Source organism: Streptomyces sp. NBC_01216, assembly GCF_035994945.1.
Taxonomy (GTDB): domain Bacteria; phylum Actinomycetota; class Actinomycetes; order Streptomycetales; family Streptomycetaceae; genus Streptomyces.
In genome coordinates this window covers 574,347-593,018 of the sequence record NZ_CP108677.1, presented here as the reverse complement: position 1 = coordinate 593,018, position 18,672 = coordinate 574,347, and the positions used below count along the sequence as shown (strand labels likewise).

17 protein-coding genes and 1 pseudogene are annotated in these 18,672 nt (G+C 72.2%); 10 read left to right on the top strand and 8 right to left on the bottom strand.

The window, feature by feature from the left end; genetic code table 11:
• Positions 1-11: 11 nt before the first annotated feature.
• Positions 12-1,763, top strand: coding sequence for a sodium/solute symporter (locus OG393_RS02585; RefSeq protein WP_327372889.1), 1,752 nt, complete (start codon positions 12-14; stop codon positions 1,761-1,763).
• Positions 1,760-2,971 (top strand): sensor histidine kinase, encoded by a 1,212-nt coding sequence (locus tag OG393_RS02580; protein ID WP_327372888.1) that lies wholly within the window; start codon positions 1,760-1,762, stop codon positions 2,969-2,971. Before OG393_RS02585 ends, OG393_RS02580 begins: the two co-directional genes overlap by 4 nt.
• Before the next feature lie 66 nt (positions 2,972-3,037).
• Here the strand turns inward: OG393_RS02580 and OG393_RS02575 are convergent, their stop codons facing one another.
• From OG393_RS02575 to OG393_RS02565, 3 genes and pseudogenes are all read right to left on the bottom strand, one after another.
• Positions 3,038-3,526: a hypothetical protein gene (locus tag OG393_RS02575; protein WP_327372887.1), complete on the bottom strand. Its 489-nt coding sequence runs from the start codon at positions 3,524-3,526 to the stop codon at positions 3,038-3,040.
• A 196-nt stretch (positions 3,527-3,722) separates the two neighbouring features.
• Positions 3,723-4,106, bottom strand: a pseudogene (locus OG393_RS02570) (PaaI family thioesterase).
• Between the two features lie 34 nt (positions 4,107-4,140).
• Positions 4,141-4,698: a sigma-70 family RNA polymerase sigma factor gene (locus tag OG393_RS02565; RefSeq protein WP_327372885.1), complete on the bottom strand. Its 558-nt coding sequence runs from the start codon at positions 4,696-4,698 to the stop codon at positions 4,141-4,143.
• Between the two features lie 316 nt (positions 4,699-5,014).
• Between OG393_RS02565 and OG393_RS02560 the strand changes: the two genes are divergently transcribed.
• Complete coding sequence (locus tag OG393_RS02560; RefSeq protein ID WP_327372884.1) at positions 5,015-5,866, top strand: polysaccharide deacetylase family protein; 852 nt, start codon at positions 5,015-5,017, stop codon at positions 5,864-5,866.
• Positions 5,867-5,925: 59 nt separating this feature from the next.
• Here the strand turns inward: OG393_RS02560 and OG393_RS02555 are convergent, their stop codons facing one another.
• On the bottom strand, positions 5,926-6,585 hold the full coding sequence (locus OG393_RS02555; protein WP_327372883.1) for a class F sortase: 660 nt from the start codon (positions 6,583-6,585) through the stop codon (positions 5,926-5,928).
• Positions 6,586-6,951: 366 nt separating this feature from the next.
• Here OG393_RS02555 and OG393_RS02550 point away from each other — a divergent pair, with 366 nt between their 5' ends.
• The gene (locus tag OG393_RS02550; RefSeq protein WP_327372882.1) at positions 6,952-7,479 is read left to right on the top strand and encodes a hypothetical protein; all 528 of its coding nucleotides are present in this window, start codon (positions 6,952-6,954) and stop codon (positions 7,477-7,479) included.
• Between the two features lie 122 nt (positions 7,480-7,601).
• Here OG393_RS02550 and OG393_RS02545 read toward each other — a convergent pair whose 3' ends face one another.
• The 3 genes from OG393_RS02545 to OG393_RS02535 all read right to left on the bottom strand — a co-directional run bounded on the left by OG393_RS02545 (position 7,602) and on the right by OG393_RS02535 (position 9,688).
• Positions 7,602-8,165 carry a hypothetical protein gene (locus OG393_RS02545; protein ID WP_327372881.1) on the bottom strand — a complete coding sequence of 188 codons (564 nt, stop codon included), beginning with the start codon at positions 8,163-8,165 and terminating at the stop codon, positions 7,602-7,604.
• Between the two features lie 173 nt (positions 8,166-8,338).
• Positions 8,339-9,103, bottom strand: coding sequence for a bestrophin-like domain (locus tag OG393_RS02540; RefSeq protein ID WP_327372880.1), 765 nt, complete (start codon positions 9,101-9,103; stop codon positions 8,339-8,341).
• 24 nt (positions 9,104-9,127) lie between these two features.
• Positions 9,128-9,688, bottom strand: a complete 561-nt coding sequence (locus OG393_RS02535) for a hypothetical protein (RefSeq protein ID WP_327372879.1) — start codon at positions 9,686-9,688, stop codon at positions 9,128-9,130.
• Between the two features lie 206 nt (positions 9,689-9,894).
• On the opposite strand from OG393_RS02535, the gene OG393_RS02530 reads away from it, so the two are divergent.
• From OG393_RS02530 to OG393_RS02520, 3 genes are all read left to right on the top strand, one after another.
• Positions 9,895-10,866, top strand: coding sequence for an SCO0930 family lipoprotein (locus OG393_RS02530; protein ID WP_327372877.1), 972 nt, complete (start codon positions 9,895-9,897; stop codon positions 10,864-10,866).
• Between the two features lie 268 nt (positions 10,867-11,134).
• A complete protein-coding gene (locus OG393_RS02525; RefSeq protein WP_327372876.1) occupies positions 11,135-11,947 on the top strand; it encodes an SAM-dependent methyltransferase in 813 nt (270 codons plus the stop codon).
• Positions 11,944-14,109, top strand: a complete 2,166-nt coding sequence (locus OG393_RS02520; RefSeq protein ID WP_327372875.1) for a putative bifunctional diguanylate cyclase/phosphodiesterase — start codon at positions 11,944-11,946, stop codon at positions 14,107-14,109. The genes OG393_RS02525 and OG393_RS02520 overlap by 4 nt, the downstream gene beginning before the upstream one ends.
• 84 nt (positions 14,110-14,193) lie before the next feature.
• Here OG393_RS02520 and OG393_RS02515 read toward each other — a convergent pair whose 3' ends face one another.
• Entirely contained in the window at positions 14,194-15,093 is a 900-nt protein-coding gene (locus OG393_RS02515; RefSeq protein WP_327372874.1) for a LysR family transcriptional regulator, read from the bottom strand.
• A 72-nt stretch (positions 15,094-15,165) separates the two neighbouring features.
• Here OG393_RS02515 and OG393_RS02510 point away from each other — a divergent pair, with 72 nt between their 5' ends.
• The 3 genes from OG393_RS02510 to OG393_RS02500 are packed head-to-tail and all read left to right on the top strand — an operon-like array spanning position 15,166 to position 18,591.
• On the top strand, positions 15,166-15,900 hold the full coding sequence (locus OG393_RS02510) for a succinate dehydrogenase (RefSeq protein WP_442817248.1): 735 nt from the start codon (positions 15,166-15,168) through the stop codon (positions 15,898-15,900).
• Between the two features lies 1 nt (position 15,901).
• Entirely contained in the window at positions 15,902-17,845 is a 1,944-nt protein-coding gene (locus OG393_RS02505; protein ID WP_327372872.1) for a fumarate reductase/succinate dehydrogenase flavoprotein subunit, read from the top strand.
• The gene (locus OG393_RS02500; protein ID WP_327372871.1) at positions 17,842-18,591 is read left to right on the top strand and encodes a succinate dehydrogenase/fumarate reductase iron-sulfur subunit; all 750 of its coding nucleotides are present in this window, start codon (positions 17,842-17,844) and stop codon (positions 18,589-18,591) included. Before OG393_RS02505 ends, OG393_RS02500 begins: the two co-directional genes overlap by 4 nt.
• Positions 18,592-18,672: the final 81 nt, after the last annotated feature.

Genomic DNA, 18,672 nt, shown 5'->3' with positions numbered 1-18,672 from the left:
GGAGAGCGGACGTGAACCACGCCTACGCGGTGACCGCCGTCACCGCCGTCGTCCTCGCCACCGTGCTCATCGGCGCGCTCGGCCTGCGCATATCCCGCACCACCTCCGACTTCTACGTCGCCTCCCGCACCGTCCGGCCCGGCCTCAACGCCGCCGCCATCAGTGGCGAGTACCTCTCGGCCGCCTCCTTCCTCGGCATCGCCGGACTCGCCCTCCTCCAAGGCCCGGACGTGCTCTGGTATCCCGTCGGATACACCGCCGGCTACCTCGTGCTGCTCGTCCTCGTCGCCGCCCCCCTGCGCCGCTCGGGGGCCTACACCCTCTCCGACTTCGCCGAGGCCCGGCTGGAGTCCCCGCAGGTCCGCCGCCTGGCCAGCCTCTTCGTCGTCGGCATCGGCTGGCTCTACCTCCTGCCCCAGCTCCAAGGCGCCGGCCTCACCCTGGAGATCCTGACCGGAGCGCCCGGCTGGGCCGGTGGAGTGATCGTCGCCGTCGTCGTCACCGGGATCGTCGCGGCCGGCGGCATGCGCAGCATCACCTTCGTCCAGGCGTTCCAGTACTGGCTCAAGCTGACGGCCCTGCTCGTGCCCGCGCTCTTCCTGGTCGCCGCCTGGACCGCGGACGACGCGCCCCGGGTCACCTTCGACGCCCCCGCGGTGTTCCGCGAGCACGCTGTCGTGAAGGTCGCCGACACCGTACGGATCGACATCGAGGCACCGCTCGCGCTCACCGCCACCGGCCGGATCGACGGCACCGCCTACGAGGAGGCGGCCGTCACTCTCACTCCCGGGCCCCATCACGTCGAAGGCGGCACCGAACTCGCCTTCCCGCCCGGGACCCCGGTCCCCGCGCACACCAACCCGGGGGCCGGCCCCCCGGACTGGTCGCAGCCACCGGCCGAAGGGCGCGGGAGCCAACGGCTGTACGCCACCTACGGACTGATCCTCGCCACCTTCCTCGGCACCATGGGCCTGCCTCATGTCGCCGTGCGCTTCTACACCAGCCCGCACGGCCGCGCCGCGCGCCGCACCACCCTCGTCGTACTCGGCCTGATCGGCGCGTTCTACCTGCTGCCGCCGGTGTACGGCGCGCTCGGCCGGATCTACGCCCCCGAACTCGCCCTGACCGGCGCCGCGGACGCCGCCGTCCTCGTCCTGCCCGACCGGATGATCGGCGGGCTCACCGGCGACCTGCTGGGCGCGCTGCTCGCCGGCGGGGCGTTCGCCGCTTTCCTCTCCACCGCTTCCGGACTCGCCATGTCCGTCGCCGGCGTCCTCACCCAGGACGTCCTGCCCTCCCGGGGCGTGCGGCACTTCCGCCTCGCGACCCTGCTCGCCACCGCGGTCCCGCTGAGCCTGGGGATCGCCACCTCGAAGGTGCCGGTCGCCGACGCGGTCGCTCTGGCCTTCGCGGTCTCCGCCTCCTCCTTCTGTCCGCTGCTCGTGCTCGGCATCTGGTGGCGGCGGCTCACCCCGCCCGGCGCGATGGCGGGACTGGTGCTCGGCGGCGGCTCCGCGCTCACCGCCGTGATGGCGACCCGGGCCGACCTGCCTCCCGACGGCTGGCCGCGCACGCTGCTCGCCTGGCCGGCCGTCTGGTCCGTGCCGCTGGGCTTCCTCGCCATGGTCCTGGTCTCGCTCGCCACCCCCCGGCACATTCCCGGGGGGACGCCCGCGCTGCTGGCCCGGCTCCATCTGCCCGAGGAGTTCGCCGGCGGCCCCGGCCCCGTCCCCGGCCATCCGCGCCCCGGAGCCGGCCGGTGAACGGGATCGCCGGGGCCGCCGCCGTCGGCGCCGCACTGCTGCTCGCCTCCGGCTACGCCCTCGGGTACCTCGCCGCCCGCCGTCACGCCCGCGCCGCCGACCTCGATCTGGGCACCCCCGTCGAACGCGCCACCTTCCACACCCTGCACACCGCCTCGCTCGCCGCCCCGCCGCTGCGCGCCGGGCTCACCGAGGAGACCGCCCGCAAGGCCGCCCGCCGACTCCGCTCGCTGCTGGGCACCGAGGCGCTGTGCCTCACCGACCGGAACGCCGTCCTCGCCTGGGACGGTCCGGGCGACGGCCACCACCGAGCCCATGTCATGGACCAGGTGGCCGCCGTCCTGACCTCCGGCCGCAGCCGGTCCGCGCACACCGGCTGCGTGGACGTCGACTGCCCGCTGCGCTGGGCGGTGATCGCCCCGCTCACCGGGGAGGACGGCGTGCTCGGTGCTCTGGTGGCCTACGGCTCCCGGGAGTCCGCCGTCCTGGTGCGGGCCGCGACCGAGGTCGCCCGCTGGGTCTCCGTCCAGTTGGAACTGGCCGAACTGGACCGCTCGCGGACCCGGATCGTGGAGGCGGAGATCCGCGCCCTGCGCGCCCAGATATCCCCGCACTTCATCTTCAACTCGCTCGCCGCCATCGCCTCCTTCGTCCGGACCGAACCCGAGCGGGCCCGCGAACTCCTCCTGGAGTTCGCGGACTTCACGCGTTACTCCTTCCGAAGGCACGGGGAGTTCGCGCAGCTCGCCGACGAACTGTGTTCGATCGAGCAGTATCTGGCCCTGGCCGGTGCCCGTTTCGGCGAACGGCTGCAGGTCACCCTGCAGATCGCCCCCGAGGTGCTGCCGGTGACGCTGCCGTTCCTGTGCCTCCAGCCCTTGGTGGAGAACGCCGTCAAGCACGGCCTGGAAGACTCCGTGCACGTCTGCCGGGTCACCATCGCCGCCCGGGACGCCGGCGCCGAGGCCGTGGTGACGATCGAGGACGACGGCGTGGGGATGGACCCGGCGGCCCTGCGGGCGATCCTGCGGGGAGAGCGGCCGTCCGCGTCGGGCATCGGCCTGTCCAACGTCGACGAACGGCTGCGTCAGGTCTACGGTGCGGAGTACGGCCTGGTCATCGAGACCGCGATCGACGCCGGGATGAAGGTGACGGTGCGGATCCCCAAGTACCGCGCGGGAGTGCACCGCACGGCCACCGCTCCGTGAAGTGACGCCCGGTGCGCCGGTCCGGACGCCGGGCGGCGGGTGCTCGGCAGCCCGCGGCCGGCCGGCTCAGTAGAGGTGCAGTGCCAGGTGCCCGAGCGGAAGTCCCAGCTTCCAGGCGGGCAGCCACGCGTGGGCCGTCTCGTCGATCGCGGCCCCGCCCACCGCCGGCCCGCCGAGATCCACGGCCCACAACCGGGTCTCCTCCAGCAGCCGCCAGGTCTCCCGGGCCAGATCCAGATCGGGGCTCTCCTCGCCTGAGCCGATCCGCTCGGCGAGCCGTGCGCGGACCCACTCGGGCCAGGGATGGTCGTAGGCGGTCCGCGACAACCACTCGTCGACGCGGCCCGCCGTCCGCGCCCCGGACGGCGCGTCCGCGCCCTCGCAGAGGTGGATGGTGAGCGCCAGGGTCTGGCGTCCTGCCCGGTACTCCAGTGAACCGGGCTCGACCAGACAACCCGCACGCAGCAGGTCGTCCGCTATGAACTCGGCACACAGCCAGGCCATCGGGACGGCGAGACCGCCGCCGCTGGTGCCGTTCGTGCTGTCGGGCAGCAACGCTCCCACCTTCTCCCGGACGCAGAATGCGAGGACCCCGAGGACGAGCCTCCACCGAGGAAGACGCCTGCGGGTCGCTCTTTACTCAACTCACCCGTGTGGTTTCGGATACGTTTCCCCGCCGGATCGGTACCGGTGGGGAGCCGGGGCACACGCGTGACGTCGGGGACGGGCGGGACCGCCGCGGGGGCGAGCCTCAGCCGAGCAGCGCGTAGACCGCCGTGGCGTGGGCGTCCGTCTCCTCCGTGTCCTCGGCCGTCATCGCGATGACGGCGAGCGCCATCCGCCTGCCCGCCTTGGTCAGGCGGGCCCGCACCAGCACGTCCGTGCCCAGCACCGGCGCTGGAAGCTGATCGACTGCCGGACGGTCGTCATCGGTACGAAGCCACCGCGCAGAGCGGCGACCGCGATGACCGTCGCACCGTCCGCGGCGGCCATCAGCGCCTGGCCGCTGAGCCCGCCGCCCTCCCGGGCGAGGCGGTCGGACCAGGGAAGCCCGAGCACGGCCCCCCGGGTCGTCGAGTGCGATCACGGTCAGCCCCAGATCGAGCACCCAGGGGGCGAAGTTGTCGGCGAGCACCTTGTCCGCGGCGGCGGGAGTGAGGGTCTCGTGGTCATTGTGCGGCCCCGGCGCGGGGCCGGGTAACGCCCCCGCGGCCCGGCCGGTATCCGGGCAGGCGGTGCCCGAGCTGCCGGAGCGCGTAGTGAGAGCGGGACTTCACGGTGCCCGCCGGGATGCCGAGTTCGGCGGCGGCCTCGTTCACCGTCAGCCCGTGGAAGTAGAGCCGCACCAGCACCGCCCGGTGCTCGGGGCTGAGCCCCCGGACGGCCGCCCGCACGTCGAGAGCGGCCACCGCGGACTCGGTGACGTCGGCCGGGTCGGGGGTGGCGGCGAGCACCCCGTCGCCGATCTCGGCGGGCCGGGCGAGCCGCGAGCGGCGGGCGTCGATGGCCAGGCGGCGGGCCACGGTGAACAGCCACGGGCGCATCGAGGCGTAGGGCCCGTCGAACGCCTCCGGGTGCAACCAGGCGCGGACCAGGGTCTCCTGCACGAGATCCTCGGCGCGCTGCTGGTCCCCGTAGGTCAGACCGCTCAGGAAGCCGAGCAGCGCCGGTCCGTGCTCACGCTGCAGCTCCGCGAGGGCCCTCTCGTCGGTCGTCGCCGTCACCATGTTCCACACCTCTCCTGCGGCTCTTGGTCCCACGGGGCGTATCCGAACGCATGCGGGCGGCGAGAGACAGGGACCGGACGACGGTGTGCGACGAACGGTCGCACCGAGCGGCGAGTGGTGCGGTGAGCGGTCGACGGCCGTCGCCGCGACCGGCTCGCCGCATGACCGTGCCGTGTCCCCGGGCGGTCCTCCGGACCGGGCAGGGGGAGTGCGCCGGCACGAGGACCCCGAAGGGCTTTGGGCCCATCGGGTGTTTTCGGGTGGCCGGCCGGTGTGGAAGAGCGCCTCGGCCCTTCCGCCATGCGAGCTATTAGTCATGAAAAAGGATGAGAAGCCAGCGGGGCGCCGGGCGGTCCTGCGCCTCGCCGCCGCCCTGGGGGCCACCGCCACGGTCGGGGCCCTCACCTCCGACCGGCTGGGGACGCCGGAGGATCTGCCGGCGACGGCCGCGGGCGACACGCCCGCAGCCGGGCCCCAGGCGGCCGGCTACCGGCAGAACCCCGCCGCGTACCGGCTGCGGCCGATGACGGCGGGCGCGCCACCGGCCTTCCGCCGGAGTGTCCCACCGGTCCGGAGCAGGCCGTTCCTCCGGATGCCCGGCGCCACCGACCGCTCCATGATGCTGACCTTCGACGACGGCCCCGACCCCCGGTACACCCCGGAGATCCTCGCCACCCTGCGCCGGTACGGCTGCCGGGCGATGTTCTTCGTCTGCGGGGAGATGGCGGCCGACAACCGTGACCTGCTCCGGGAGATGGCGGAGGACGGGCACGTGGTGGGAAACCACTCCTGGTCCCATCCGCTCGTCACCAGGCTGCGGCCCTCCCGCATCCGCGCGGAACTCGGCTCCACGAGCGATGTCGTCGAGCAGGTCCTCGGTGCCGCGCCGCTCTGGTACCGGGCCCCCTACGGCGCCTGGAACAAGCTCTCCTTCGAGATCGCCGCGGAACTCGGCATGGAGCCCCTCGCCTGGACCGTCGACACCCTCGACTGGAAGGAGCCCGGTACCGACGCCATCGTCCGCCGCGCCCTGGACGGGGCCGCACCCGGTGTCGTCGTACTCCACCACGACGCGGGCGGGAACCGCTCGCAGACCGTGGCCGCACTGCGCAGGTACCTGCCCGAACTCCTCGACGCCGGATACGACATCACCGTGCCGCGACGCTGATCCGACGGGGGAGGGCCCCGAACGCCGTTCGGCGTTCGGGGCCCTCCCCCCCCGTCGGATCAGCGCGAGCCGATCATGCGGGCGTAGACGACGACGTTGCCCTCGTAGCCGTGCGCCCGCGAGTATCCGCCGCCGCAGGTGATGATCCGCAGTTCCGGCACGCCGTGGTCGGCGTAGACCTGTACGCCGGGGAAGTTCGCCTTGGCGTACACCTCCACGCCGTAGATCTCGAAGACGGCGATCCGTCCGTCGTAGCGCTCGACCTCGATGTGCCGGCCCTTCTCCAGCGAGCCGAGTCCGTAGAAGACCGCGGGACCGGCCGTGTTGTCGACGTGGCCCACGATGACGGAGGTGCCCCGCTGTCCGGGCGCGATGCCGTTCTGGTACCACCCGGCAAGGTTGGCGTCCTGCGGAGGCGGGGCCTCGATCCAGCCGTCCGCGTCCAGGCCCACATCGATGATGGGGGCGGCGACGCTGATCGCCGGGATCCTCACCCGTGAGGCCGGGGCGTACGGCAGGGGCTCCAGACCTTCGGGAGCGGAGGGCGCGACCCCGATCGGCCGGGTGTCGGGGCGGGCTGCCGCAGCCGGCTGCGGCGGGCCGGCCTCGACATCGACTCCATTGCGCATCATCGCCAGGCCGGAGAGCATCACCAGCGCCAGCACTCCCCACGGCTGGCGCCTCCTCGGCTCGAAGACGCTGAAGTCCTTGGGGCCCATGATTCTCCCTTCGTGGCGTCGTGAGAACGGTAAGTGCGGTGGCTCCGGCCGGCGATCAGGGAGGAGCGAACGGGTGGCGGCCACGCTCCGGGCCCCCGCCGTACCGGCCCCGTGCCGCCACCCCGGCGGCGGCACGGGTGAGCCTCCGCGATGACCCATCCGAGTAATCGTCAGATAAGCCACCTGATAGTCCGTGACCTGCGACTCCATCAGATTCGGATGCGAATCCCGGCGTGTCGTCTCACCGGGGTGGACCAGTGTCGACATGCGTGGATCGCCCTGTCTTGTGAGGGTTCGTCATGGAAGACGTACTCGTCGAATCTCCCGGAGCACCGCTTCGGGGCGTCTTCCACTGGAGGTTCAACCATGCGTGCTGCACGCACTCTGGCGGTGACCGCCACCGCCTTCGCGGCGGTCGGGCTCGCTGCCCCCCTCGCCGCCGCCACGCCCGGACCCGGCGGCGTCGGCGTCAGTTCCTTCCAGTTCGACCGGGGCGGTGACGGAGCCAACAGCGTCACCGTCACTCCCCACGCCGTCCACCAGGGGTCGACCCTCACGATCAGCGTCAGGGGCTGCGCCGGCGGCACGGTCACGTCCAACGCCTTCCCGACGACCACCCTCTCCGGAAACAACAACGGCGTCTCCACCGCCACCGCCCGCGTCCACAACAACGCCACGCCGGGTCAGTACAACCTGGCCGTGAACTGCAACGGCCGGACGCTCACCCAGTCCTTCCGCGTGCTGGCCGGCCAGGGCTCGCAGGGCGGACTCGGCGGCTCGCTCGCGCCGTCCTCGACGGAGATGGCCGTCGGTGGCTCGCTCGTCGCCGCGGCGGCGCTCGGCGGCGGTCTCTTCATCGCCCGTCGTCGCCGCGTGGGCGGCGGAGCGGCCTGACCGGCCGTCCGAACGCCCGTCGCCCCCGGTTCCTGACGCACAGGAACCGGGGGCGACGGGCGTTCGGCGGGCGGGCGGGACCCGCCCGCGCGGCCCGGGTGGGGGCCGATGCGGAGGTCCGGTCAGTGGCGCCGGCTCCGGTCGGGCTGTGTACGACGCCGCACGACCAGCATCAGACCGGTGGCGGCGGCGACGACCAGGCCCGATCCGATCACCAGCGTCGCGGTGTCGATCCCGTCCACGGAGCCGCCCAGGCCGCCCTGTACTCCGCGCGGGGGAGTGAGTACCGTCGAGCCGATGGTGGGCGTGGCGGTGGAGGTACCGGTGATGGTGAGGGTGACGGTGTCCTGGACTCCGCCGGTGCAGTTGAACGAGACCGTGTAGACGGCTCCCCGCTTGGCGTCCGCGTCCACCGTGGCGGTGGCCGTGGAGCCCGGCGGGATCGTCGCCGTGTCGAAGATGCCGGCTGACGCGGTCGCGGTGCTGGCGCAGCCCGGCGCGCTCAGCGTCACCCGTCCGCCGGGTGCGACCAGTGAGGGGGAGACGACGAAGTCGCCCGGCGCCTTCGCCGGTGCGGCCTTCGGACCGGGCACGGCTGCACCGTCCGCCGCCGAGGCGACGGGAGCCGTCAGGGAGAGGGCCGCCGCCCCCAGCAGGGCGAGGGAAGCGGCACGTATCGCGCGCATGGTGAATCCTCCGGGTCCCCGAGGAGCAGCTGCGGAAGTTTCCGCGAATGTCCTGGTATGCACCTCGATGCCGGAAACGCTAGAAGCCCGTTACCACATCCGCGATCCCAGAGGGGCGAATGGGGCACCACTGTCCCCTGGTCGGCCTACACCGTGTCGGGGTCGGGCCGCCGTCAGCCCGTCAGGTGGGGGAAGAGATCGGTGAACGGGGTCGCCGTCGCCGAGATGCCCCGTCCGTACGGCGCGTCGAAGTCCCAGATGAGGAAGAGCAGGAAGGCGATGAGGGCGCTGAACAGGCCCGCGAGCAGCAGTTCGCGGCCGGTGCGCCGGATCTGCAGGGTGAAGATCAGGCCGACGGTGACCAGGGCGCCGGTGACCAGGCCGAACCACACCACCCCCGGCATGGTCGCCCCCGCGCTCTGCCCTCGGGAGCCGCGGGCGTCGTCGACCACGGCCACCTGGTCCACGAGGGGCTGGTACGCCTGCCCCTCGTGGTCGTCCGCGGGCCGGTAGTCGGTGACGTCACGGCGAAGGCGGTCGAGCAGCTCGGTGCCCCGCTCGCTCAGCTCGCCCCGCTCGGACGTGTGGCGCCATTCGTCGTCGACCACGTAGGAGACGTACGCGTCGATGTCGGCGCGGATACGGGTGCGGACGTCGGCCGGGTACACCTCGACGCGTTCCGAGATCTCGTGCAGGGCCTGCGCCTCCTGACGCGCCGTCTCCTGGGCGGCTCCGCGCGCCTCCCAGACGCCCGCGATGGCGAGGCCGAGCACGATGGCGTAGACCACGCCGATCATCATCGTCATGTACTCGATGACGTCGGGGGTTTCGCTGGGGTCGTCGTCGTCGGTGATTCTCCGGTGGTTGATGACGACGATGGTGAGCACGACGACGCAGGCGGCGGCCATCGCGAGGGTGAGGACGAGCCATTCGGACATGGAGTGGTCTTCTTTCGGGGGAACTCAGCGAGAGCGGGCGCGCAGGATGGCGGTCGCGAGCACAGCGGGAGCGATGACGACGAGCGTCATGGAGACGAGGGAGCGGCGACCTTTGGGCTCGGGCCGCGCGGCGCGACGGTAGGACGGCAGGGCGACGGCCGGCGGGGACGGCCGGGTGGCCGGAGGCGGCGTGGGGGACGGCGGCGGAGGAGGCTCCGGTGCCGGCGCGGGTGGTACCGCTCGCCTTCTCGGCGCCGGCTGTGCGGGCGGCGGCGGTGTCGGCGCGGGCGTGCGGACCGGTGGCGGGGGCTTCGGTGTGGGCCGGGGTGCGGGCTCCGGTGGCTCGCTCGGTGTGGGCCGGGGTGCGGGCTCCGGTGGCTCGCTCGGTGTGGGGCTGGGAGGGGGTGGCGTGGGTGTGGGCGAACACGCGCCCGGTCCGGCCACCGCGACCGAGGTGTTCGAGCCGCCCGGCCCGGTCACGGCGTAGGCGCAGGCGTCGGCGGCGGCGGGCGCCGGAATGGCCAGCAGCCACATCAGGGCGGTGGCCGCCAGCGGCCGGGTGAGGAGGGATCCGTACGGAGACACGCCGACGATCATGATCACAGGACCCGCCTGCGTGCCGGGAAACGGCCCGGATTCCCCGGATGGAGGGGTTTTCGGCGTGTGTTGGTTTCACGTCTCTCCGGAAATCCCGCGCCGCTCGTTGAGTACGGCCCCCGTCCGCTCCGTATTCCATGCCAGGAACGGCAGCCCACGCCACTCCGACAAGCGATGAAGCAACGGGAGTTGACATGAAGACCTGGAGGAACGCCGCACTCGCGGTGACGGCATCGGCCGTACTCGCACTCACGACGGCGTGCGGCCAGGAGCAGGGCGACCCGACGCTGGGGGGTCAGCCCGCCGGGGCCGCGAAGCCGGCCGGGGCTCCCGCCGAGAACGCGTACGGCGGCGATGCCTACGGCTCCGGTGGCTACGGGTCGGGTGACGCGGGAGCCGAGGCGAAGTCCGCCGGGCAACTGCAGGTCAAGGAGGACGCGAAGCTCGGCGAGGTGGTCACCGACGACGAGGGGTACACCCTCTACCGGTTCGACAAGGACGCGGCCAGTCCGCCCCGGGCCACCTGCGAGGGAGACTGTGCGAAGACGTGGCCGGTGGTGAGTGCCGAGGGTGCCGAGCCGCCGACCGGGGTCGACGCCTCGAAGGTCGGCCAGGTGACCCGGGCGGACGGAACCAAGCAGCTCACGCTCGGCGGCTGGCCGATGTACCGATACGCCAAGGACACCAAGCCGGGCGACGTCAAGGGGCAGGGAGTGGGGGGCACCTGGTACGCGGCGGCCCCCGACGGGAAGAAGGCCGCGCCCGGCGCGAACGAGGGCGGTAGTGAGGATTCCGGTTCGGATCTCGCCGGGCTCTCGGCGCGAAAGGACGCCAAGCTCGGTGACATCGTGGTCGATTCGCGCGGAATGACGGTTTACCGCTTCAAGAAGGATTCCGCCTGGCCCATGAAATCCGCCTGTGTCGGCGCCTGCCTGGAGAAGTGGCCGGTTGTCGCCCCCGTCGACAAGAACGACACCGAGGGCATCAGCAAGAAGGGCTTCGTCACCTTCAACCGGCCCGACGGCGTCAAGCAGCAGACGATGGACTGCTGGCCCCTCTACACCTTCGCGGGCGACGAGGAGCCCGGAGACACCAACGGCCAGGGGGTGGGCGGCACCTGGTACGCCGTGACCCCCCAGGGAAAGCTGGTCGGAGCGCCCAAGTAGGTCCCCCGCGCCGCGCTTCCGGCCGGTCGGCCCGCCGTCACCCCACCGGTGGCGGCGGGCCGGACGCACGTCCGCATGCACGTGAATATGCACGGGCGCAAGGCGTGATCTCTTCGTTCCCCCCGCACGTGCCAATGGCGTGTGACCAAGAACGGACCGCGAATTTCCGTTTCTACTCGCTCTCTTGGCGGGCGATCAGTAGCCTCGGCTCGAACACCGGCCGCACGTACACGGCCGCATCCCCCGTGGCGACTTGTTGGAGACTTTGATGGAGCGTCCCGTCTGGGCCCCGCCGGGTATCGATATTTCGGTGCCGAGCGTGTCCCGTATGTACGACTTCTATCTGGGCGGCTCGCACAATTTCGAGGTCGACCGGGAAGCGGCCCGCAGAGCCATGGAGTTCATGCCGGGACTCCCCAAGGTCATGCAGGCGAACCGGGCCTTCATGCGCCGCGCGGTGCGCCACGCCGTCGACGAGGGCGTCACCCAGTTCCTCGACATAGGCTCCGGCATACCCACCTTCGGCAACGTCCACGAGGTCGCCCAGGAGGCATCCCCGGACGCCCGCGTGGTGTACGTCGACCACGACCCGGTCGCCGTCGCGCACAGCCGCGCCGTCCTGGAGGGCAACGCCGGCGCCGCCGTCCTCGCGGCCGACCTGCGCAGGCCGCAGGAGATCCTGAGCAGTCCCGAGGTCACCGGTCTCCTCGACCTCCGCCGGCCCGTCGCGCTGTTGCTCGTCGCCGTCCTGCACTTCCTGGAGGACGAGGACGAGCCGCAGCGGGCCGTCGCCGAACTGGTCGGCGCGCTCGCCCCCGGCAGCCTGCTGATCCTCACGCACGCCTCCTACGAGGGAATCCCCGTCACGGACGAGGAGGCCGGCGGCGCCGTCGGCGTCTACCGCACCATCCGCAACCCCCTGGTGATGCGTTCCCACGCCGAGATAGCCCGCTTCCTCGACGGCTGCGAACTCCTCGACCCCGGGCTGGTGTCCATGCCGGACTGGCGGCCCGACAGTCCGTCCGAGGAGGAGGATCCCTACGCCTTCTCGGGCTTCGCAGGGGTGGGGCGCAAGGCGTGAAGGTGCCGTCGCAGCCGTCCGGTTCCGGCGCGGAACCGGACGGCCTGGAGGACCGACTCAGGCGGTTCGTGACCATCTGGAGCCGCGCCATCTTCCCGGTCACGGCCACCTCACTGACCCGTGCCGAGTTCGAGGGGCGTCTGCTGCCGCTCGCCCGTGAGTTGCGCGCCGCGCTGCACGACCGGTCCTTCGACACGACGACCGCCCATCGCGCCGGCGCCGCCCTGGTGGCCGCCCACTGCACGGACCCGGACGCCCTCAGCCGGACGCTCGGCGTGATCGACTCGTACCTGGTGCTGTACTGCGGTACCCAGGTGGAGGTGTCCGGCGAGGAACTGCGCGCCCGCTGCTCACGGCTCCAGCACGCGCTCGCCGCCGGCTTCGCCCAGGCCCTGCGTGAGCGGACACTCGCCGAACAGGAGGCGATCGCCCGTTCCTCCCTCTCCGCCCGCAGCGCGGCCGAAGTCGCCCTGCACGCCACCGAGACCCGCTTCCGCGCGGTCTTCGAAGGCGCCGCGATCGGCATAGCCATCGCGGACCTGAAGGGGAACGTGCTGGAGATCAACGACACCCTGACCCGGATGTTCGGCGGGCTGGAGCACCACGTCCGCAGCCGCAACGTCAGCGAGTGGGTGCACCCCGAGGACGCCCCGCACGTGTGGCGGCTCTACGACGAACTGGTCCGCGGCGAGCGCGAGCACTACCGCGTCGAGAAGCCGTACTACCGGGGCGACGGCACCGTCCTGTGGACCAACCTCACCGTCTCGCTGCTGCGGGACGCCGAGGGCTTCCCGCAGTACCAGCTCGCTCTGCTGGAGGACACCACCGAGCGGAGGCTGCTGAACCTGCGGCTGCGCTACGAGGCCACCCACGACGCCCTCACCGGACTCCCGAACCGGACCCTCTTCTTCGAGCGCCTGGAGAAGGCGCTCGCCCCGGCCGACGGAGCCCGCTTCGGGCTCTGCTACCTCGACCTCGACGGCTTCAAGGCCATCAACGACAGCCTCGGCCACTCGGCGGGCGACCGACTGCTCGTCGAGGTCGCGGACCGGCTCCAGAGCTGCGCCACCGCGCCCGGCGAGATGGTCGCCCGGCTCGGCGGCGACGAGTTCGTCGCCCTGACCACCGGCCCCGACACCGAGCGCGGTGTCGTCGAGCTGGCGCACCGCATGCTCGCCGCCCTGGCCTCCCCGATCGGCGTCGACAGCCGTGAACTGACGGTGCGCGGCAGTGTCGGCGTGGTCGAGGGGCCGGCCGGGGAGCGCACCGCGGCCGAGGTGCTCCGCAGCGCCGACATCACCATGTACCGGGCCAAGTCCGCGGGCGGCAACCGCTTCGAGTTCGCGGACGCCGAGGCCGACGCACGGGCGATCACCCGGCACGGGCTGACGACCGCGCTGCCGGCCGCCCTGGAACGCGGCGAGTTCTTCATCGAGTACCAGCCGCTCGTGCACCTCGGAGACGGCACCGTGCACGGCGCGGAAGCCCTCGTACGGTGGTGCCACCCCCAGCACGGTGTGCTGGGCCCCGACCGCTTCATCCCGCTGGCCGAGAACACCGGCCTGATCGTGCCACTCGGCCGGTGGGTGCTGGAGGAGGCCGTACGTCAGGCGCGCTTCTGGCCCGCCCGGCACGCCGACGGCGGCCCGCTGCGGATCAACGTCAACCTCTCGCCGACCCAGCTGCACCATCCCCGCCTGGTCGCCGACACCGTCGACGTGCTGGAGCGCTCCGGGCTCGCTCCGGGCGCCCTGTGCCTGGAGGTCACCGAGTCGGCGCTGATCGGCGCCGACGACGACCTGCTCAAGCCGCTGCGGCAGCTCGCCGAGATGGGCGTGGACATCGCGCTCGACGACTTCGGGACGGGCTACTCGAACCTGGCGAACCTGCGGCGCCTGCCGGTGAGCGTCCTCAAACTCGACCGCTCCTTCACCCGGGGCATGCAGCAGCACCCGGCGGACCCGGTGGACCTCAAGATCGTCGAGGGCATCGTGTCCCTCGCGCACAGCCTGAAGCTCGCCGTCACCGTCGAGGGCGTCGAGACCGGAGCCCAGGCCCGGCAACTGCGCGAGCTGGGCTGTGACACGGCTCAGGGCTGGTATTACGCCCGCCCCGGGGCGCCCGACCGCATCCACTCCCTGCTCCTCGCGGACGCGGTGTGACGACCGGTCGGGGCCCCGTCGGCGGCTCCCGCGACCGTCCGCGGCACCGGAGCGGCGGGTCCGTCCGCGCGTGGACCCGTGGGGTCACCCCCGGCCTCGCGGTCCCGCCCCGGCACGCAGCAGCAGTCTCCGCAGCTCCCGGGCCGCGCGCGGCGGGGCCACGTCGCTCCGGTGGGCGAGTGCGATCGTGCGGCGCAGCCCCGGGCGTGCCAGCGCGGTGACGCGCAGGTCGCGGCCCGTGCGCGCCGCGACCATGGCCGGCACCACCGCGACTCCCAGCCCGGCCCGTACGAAACCCAGGACGGCGTCCATCTCGCCGCCCTCGACCGTGAACGAGGGCTCGAAACCCTCCGCCCGGCAGGCCGCCACGGTCAGTTCCCGCAGGTCGTAGCCGTGCCGGAACATCACGAGGGGATGCTCGCGCAGATCGGTGATCCGCACCGGGCGGCGCGGTGCGGGCGCGGCGGCCGACGAGACGACCACCAGGTCCTCGGTCAGCAGGTCCACCGTCGTCAGCGCGGGGGACGGGGTCGGCAGCGGCAGCACCACCAGCGCCAGGTCGAGCGCCCCGCGCGCCAGTTCGCGGACGAGGTCGTGCGAGCCACCCTCCTCGATCAGCAGTCGGATACCTGGATGGAGATCGTGGAAGGCGCGCAGGACGTCCGGCAGCAGACCGGTGCAGAGACTCGGCGTCGCGCCCAGCCGCACCCGCCCGCGCCGTAGCTGCACCAGTTCCTGCACCTCGTGCCGCGCGGTGTCCGTGTCGGCGAGGATGCGGCGGGCCAGCGGCAGCAGCGCCTCCCCGGCGTCGGTGAGCGCGATGTTGCCGCGGGCACGGCTGAAGAGCTCGGCGCCCAGCTCCTGTTCCAGCGCGCGGATCTGCTGCGAGAGCGAGGGCTGGGAGACGTGCACCCGCTCCGCGGCCCGGGTGAAGTGAAGGGTCTCCGCGACCGCGACGAAGTAGACCAGCTGCTGGAACTGCATAGGTTCAGCCTATCGAGATGAGCCGCACCATGTCTTGGACCTCTCGGGCTCCGCGGCCCTAGCGTCGACGGCATGGCACTGGCAACGAAGACGAACCCGGCGGGACGGGGGACCGGTCGGCCGCCCTCCCCGCCACCCCCGCGCGGATTCTGGGGATCGACGATCGGCAAGAAGACGGTCATGGCCGTCAGCGGCCTGCTGATGCTCGGCTTCCTGGTCGCCCATGTCCTGGGCAACCTCAAGGTCTTCTTCGGACCGGAGGAGTTCAACGCGTACGGTCACTGGCTGCGCGTCATGGGCGCTCCCGTCCTGCACCACTCCTGGGCCCTGTGGCTGGTCAGGATCGTGCTGCTGGCCGCCGTCGCCGCCCACGCCGTCTCCGCCTACCAGCTCAGCCGGCGCGACGTGCGGGCCCGCCCCACCCGCTACGTCCACCGGCGCGGGCGCTCCTCCTACGCCACCCGCACCATGCGCTGGGGCGGCGTGATCGTCGCCCTCTTCCTCGTGTGGCACATCCTGGACCTGACCACCGGCACCGCGCACCCGGGCGGATTCCAGGAAGGGCATCCGTACCAGAACGTGGTGGACACCTTCTCCACCTGGTACGGGAACCTCGTCTACATCGTCGCCATGCTCGCTGTCGGCCTGCACGTCCGTCACGGCTTCTGGAGCGCCGCCCAGACCCTCGGTGTCGGCAACGCCCGCCGCGAGCGTCTCCTGCGCGGCCTCGCGGACGGGCTGGCACTCGCCCTGACCGCGGGATTCGTCTCCGTACCCGTCGCCGTCATGACCGGAGTGGTGAGCTGACATGAGTTACCTCGACTACACGGTGGGCGAGCCCGCCGTCGACCACCAGGCCCCCGCCGGGCCCATCGCCGAGCGCTGGGACACCCGGCGCTTCCAGGCCCGGCTGGTCAACCCCGCCAACCGGCGCAAGCACACCGTCATCGTCGTCGGTACCGGACTGGCCGGCGGCTCCGCCGGTGCCACCCTGGCCGAACAGGGCTACCGCGTCGTCCAGTTCTGCTACCAGGACTCTCCACGCCGGGCTCACTCCATCGCCGCGCAGGGCGGCGTCAACGCCGCGAAGAACTACCGCAACGACGGCGACTCCGTCCACCGGCTCTTCTACGACACCGTCAAGGGCGGCGACTTCCGCGCCCGCGAGTCCAACGTCCACCGGCTCGCCCAGATCTCCGTCGAGATCATCGACCAGTGCGTCGCCCAGGGCGTGCCCTTCGCCCGCGAGTACGGCGGACTCCTCGACACGCGTTCCTTCGGCGGCGTCCAGGTCTCCCGTACCTTCTACGCCCGGGGACAGACGGGCCAGCAGCTCCTCCTCGGCGCCTACCAGGCGCTGTCCCGGCAGATCGCCGCCGGCGGGGTCGAACTGCACGCCCGGACCGAGATGCTCGACCTCATCGTCGTCGACGGGCGCGCCCGCGGCATCGTCGCCCGGGACCTCGTCACCGGCGCCGTCTCCACCCACTACGCCGACGCGGTGGTCCTTGCCTCGGGAGGCTACGGCAACGTCTTCCACCTCTCGACGAACGCCATGAACTCCAACGCCACCGCCGTCTGGCGCGCCCACCGGCGCGGCGCCCACTTCGCCAACCCCTGCTTCACCCAGATCCACCCCACCTGCATCCCGCGCACCGGCGACCACCAGTCCAAACTCACCCTGATGAGCGAGTCGCTGCGCAACGACGGCCGGATCTGGGTACCCCGGACACCGGGTGACCGGCGGCCCGCGGGCGAGATCCCCGAGCAGGAACGCGACTACTACCTCGAGCGCCTCTACCCCTCCTTCGGCAACCTCGTCCCCCGGGACATCGCCTCGCGGGCAGCCAAGAACGTCTGCGACGAGGGCCGGGGCGTGGGCCCCGGCGGACATGGCGTCTACCTCGACTTCGCCGACGCCATCGCGCGGACCGGCCGCGAGGCCGTCGCGGAGAAGTACGGAAACCTCTTCGAGATGTACCAGCGGATCACCGCCGAGAACCCGTACGAGACTCCGATGCGCATCTATCCCGCCGTGCATTACACGATGGGCGGCCTCTGGGTCGACTACGACCTCCGGACCACCGTCCCCGGCCTCTTCGCCATCGGCGAGGCCAACTTCTCCGACCACGGCGCCAACCGCCTCGGCGCCTCCGCGCTGATGCAGGGACTGGCCGACGGCTACTTCGTCCTGCCGGCCACGCTTACCGACTACCTCGCCCGGCAGCCCTCCGGTGAACCGCTCGACGACGACCACCCGGTGGTGCGGGAGGTGGTCGCCGAGACAGAGGACCGGCTGAGCCTCCTGCTGGCCGTCGACGGCGACCGCACCCCCGACTCCTTCCACCGCGAACTCGGCGACCTGATGTGGGAGCACTGCGGCATGGCACGTACCGAGGCCGGGCTGCGCGAGGCCCTGGCCCGCATCCCGCGCCTCCGCGAGGAGTTCTGGAACCGCCTCAAGGTCTCCGGCAGCGGCGAGGAGTTCAACCAGTCGCTGGAGAAGGCCAACCGGATCGTCGACTACCTCGAACTCGCCGAACTGATGTGCCTCGACGCCCTGCACCGCAGCGAGTCCTGCGGCGGCCACTTCCGCGAGGAGTCCCAGACGCCGGACGGCGAGGCGGCACGGCGAGACGAGGAGTTCTCGTACACGGCGGCCTGGGAGTTCAACGGAGGCGACGCCCCCGTCCTGCACAAGGAAGACCTCGTCTTCGAGTACGTCCAACCCACCCAGCGGAGCTACGCATGAAGCTCACCCTGCGCGTCTGGCGTCAGAAGAACGCCGACGCCGAAGGCGCCATGTCCACGTACGAGGTGGACGGCGTCTCCGCCGACATGTCGTTCCTGGAGATGCTCGACACCCTCAACGAGGAACTCCTCCTGAGCGGCGACGATCCCGTCGCCTTCGACCACGACTGCCGCGAAGGCATCTGCGGCGCCTGCAGCCTCGTCATCGACGGCGAAGCACACGGCCCGGAACGGACCACGGCCTGCCAGCTCCACATGCGGTCCTTCCGGGACGGCGACACCATCGACGTCGAGCCCTGGCGTGCCGCCGCCTTCCCCGTCGTCAAGGACCTCGTCGTCGACCGCTCGGCCTTCGACCGCATCATCCAGGCCGGGGGCTACATCAGCGTCCCCACCGGCGCCGCGCCCGAGGCCCACGCGACCCCGGTACCCAAGGCCGACGCCGACGCGGCCTTCGAGCACGCCGAGTGCATCGGGTGCGGGGCGTGCGTGGCCGCCTGCCCCAACGGCTCGGCGATGCTCTTCACCTCCGCCAAGATCAACCACCTCAACGTCCTTCCGCAGGGCGCGCCCGAGCGTGAGACGCGCGTCCTCGACATGGTGGGACAGATGGACGCCGAGGGCTTCGGTGGTTGCACCCTGACCGGAGCGTGCGCGACGGCCTGCCCCAAGGGAATCCCGCTCCCCTCGATCGCGGCCATGAACAAGGAGTGGTTGCGGGCCCGTCGGAAGGCCGCCCGCCGCTGAGCCTGAGCCGGGCGAGTCGGCCGCGTCCGGCGCGTCCGGCGCGTCCGGCGCGGCCGGTGCGTCGGGTGAGGCCGGGCGCCG

Bases quoted from the DNA above. Each gene is read 5' to 3' on its own strand.
- OG393_RS02545 (WP_327372881.1), bottom strand. From the start codon at position 8,165: ATGCGCGCGATACGTGCCGCTTCCCTCGCCCTGCTGGGGGCGGCGGCC.
- OG393_RS02565 (WP_327372885.1), bottom strand. From the start codon at position 4,698: ATGGTGACGGCGACGACCGACGAGAGGGCCCTCGCGGAGCTGCAGCGT.
- OG393_RS02505 (WP_327372872.1), top strand. From the start codon at position 15,902: ATGAGTTACCTCGACTACACGGTGGGCGAGCCCGCCGTCGACCACCAG.
- OG393_RS02515 (WP_327372874.1), bottom strand. From the start codon at position 15,093: ATGCAGTTCCAGCAGCTGGTCTACTTCGTCGCGGTCGCGGAGACCCTT.
- OG393_RS02500 (WP_327372871.1), top strand. From the start codon at position 17,842: ATGAAGCTCACCCTGCGCGTCTGGCGTCAGAAGAACGCCGACGCCGAA.
- OG393_RS02510 (WP_442817248.1), top strand. From the start codon at position 15,166: ATGGCACTGGCAACGAAGACGAACCCGGCGGGACGGGGGACCGGTCGG.
- OG393_RS02530 (WP_327372877.1), top strand. From the start codon at position 9,895: ATGAAGACCTGGAGGAACGCCGCACTCGCGGTGACGGCATCGGCCGTA.
- OG393_RS02550 (WP_327372882.1), top strand. From the start codon at position 6,952: ATGCGTGCTGCACGCACTCTGGCGGTGACCGCCACCGCCTTCGCGGCG.
- OG393_RS02525 (WP_327372876.1), top strand. From the start codon at position 11,135: ATGGAGCGTCCCGTCTGGGCCCCGCCGGGTATCGATATTTCGGTGCCG.
- OG393_RS02555 (WP_327372883.1), bottom strand. From the start codon at position 6,585: ATGGGCCCCAAGGACTTCAGCGTCTTCGAGCCGAGGAGGCGCCAGCCG.
- OG393_RS02540 (WP_327372880.1), bottom strand. From the start codon at position 9,103: ATGTCCGAATGGCTCGTCCTCACCCTCGCGATGGCCGCCGCCTGCGTC.
- OG393_RS02560 (WP_327372884.1), top strand. From the start codon at position 5,015: ATGAAAAAGGATGAGAAGCCAGCGGGGCGCCGGGCGGTCCTGCGCCTC.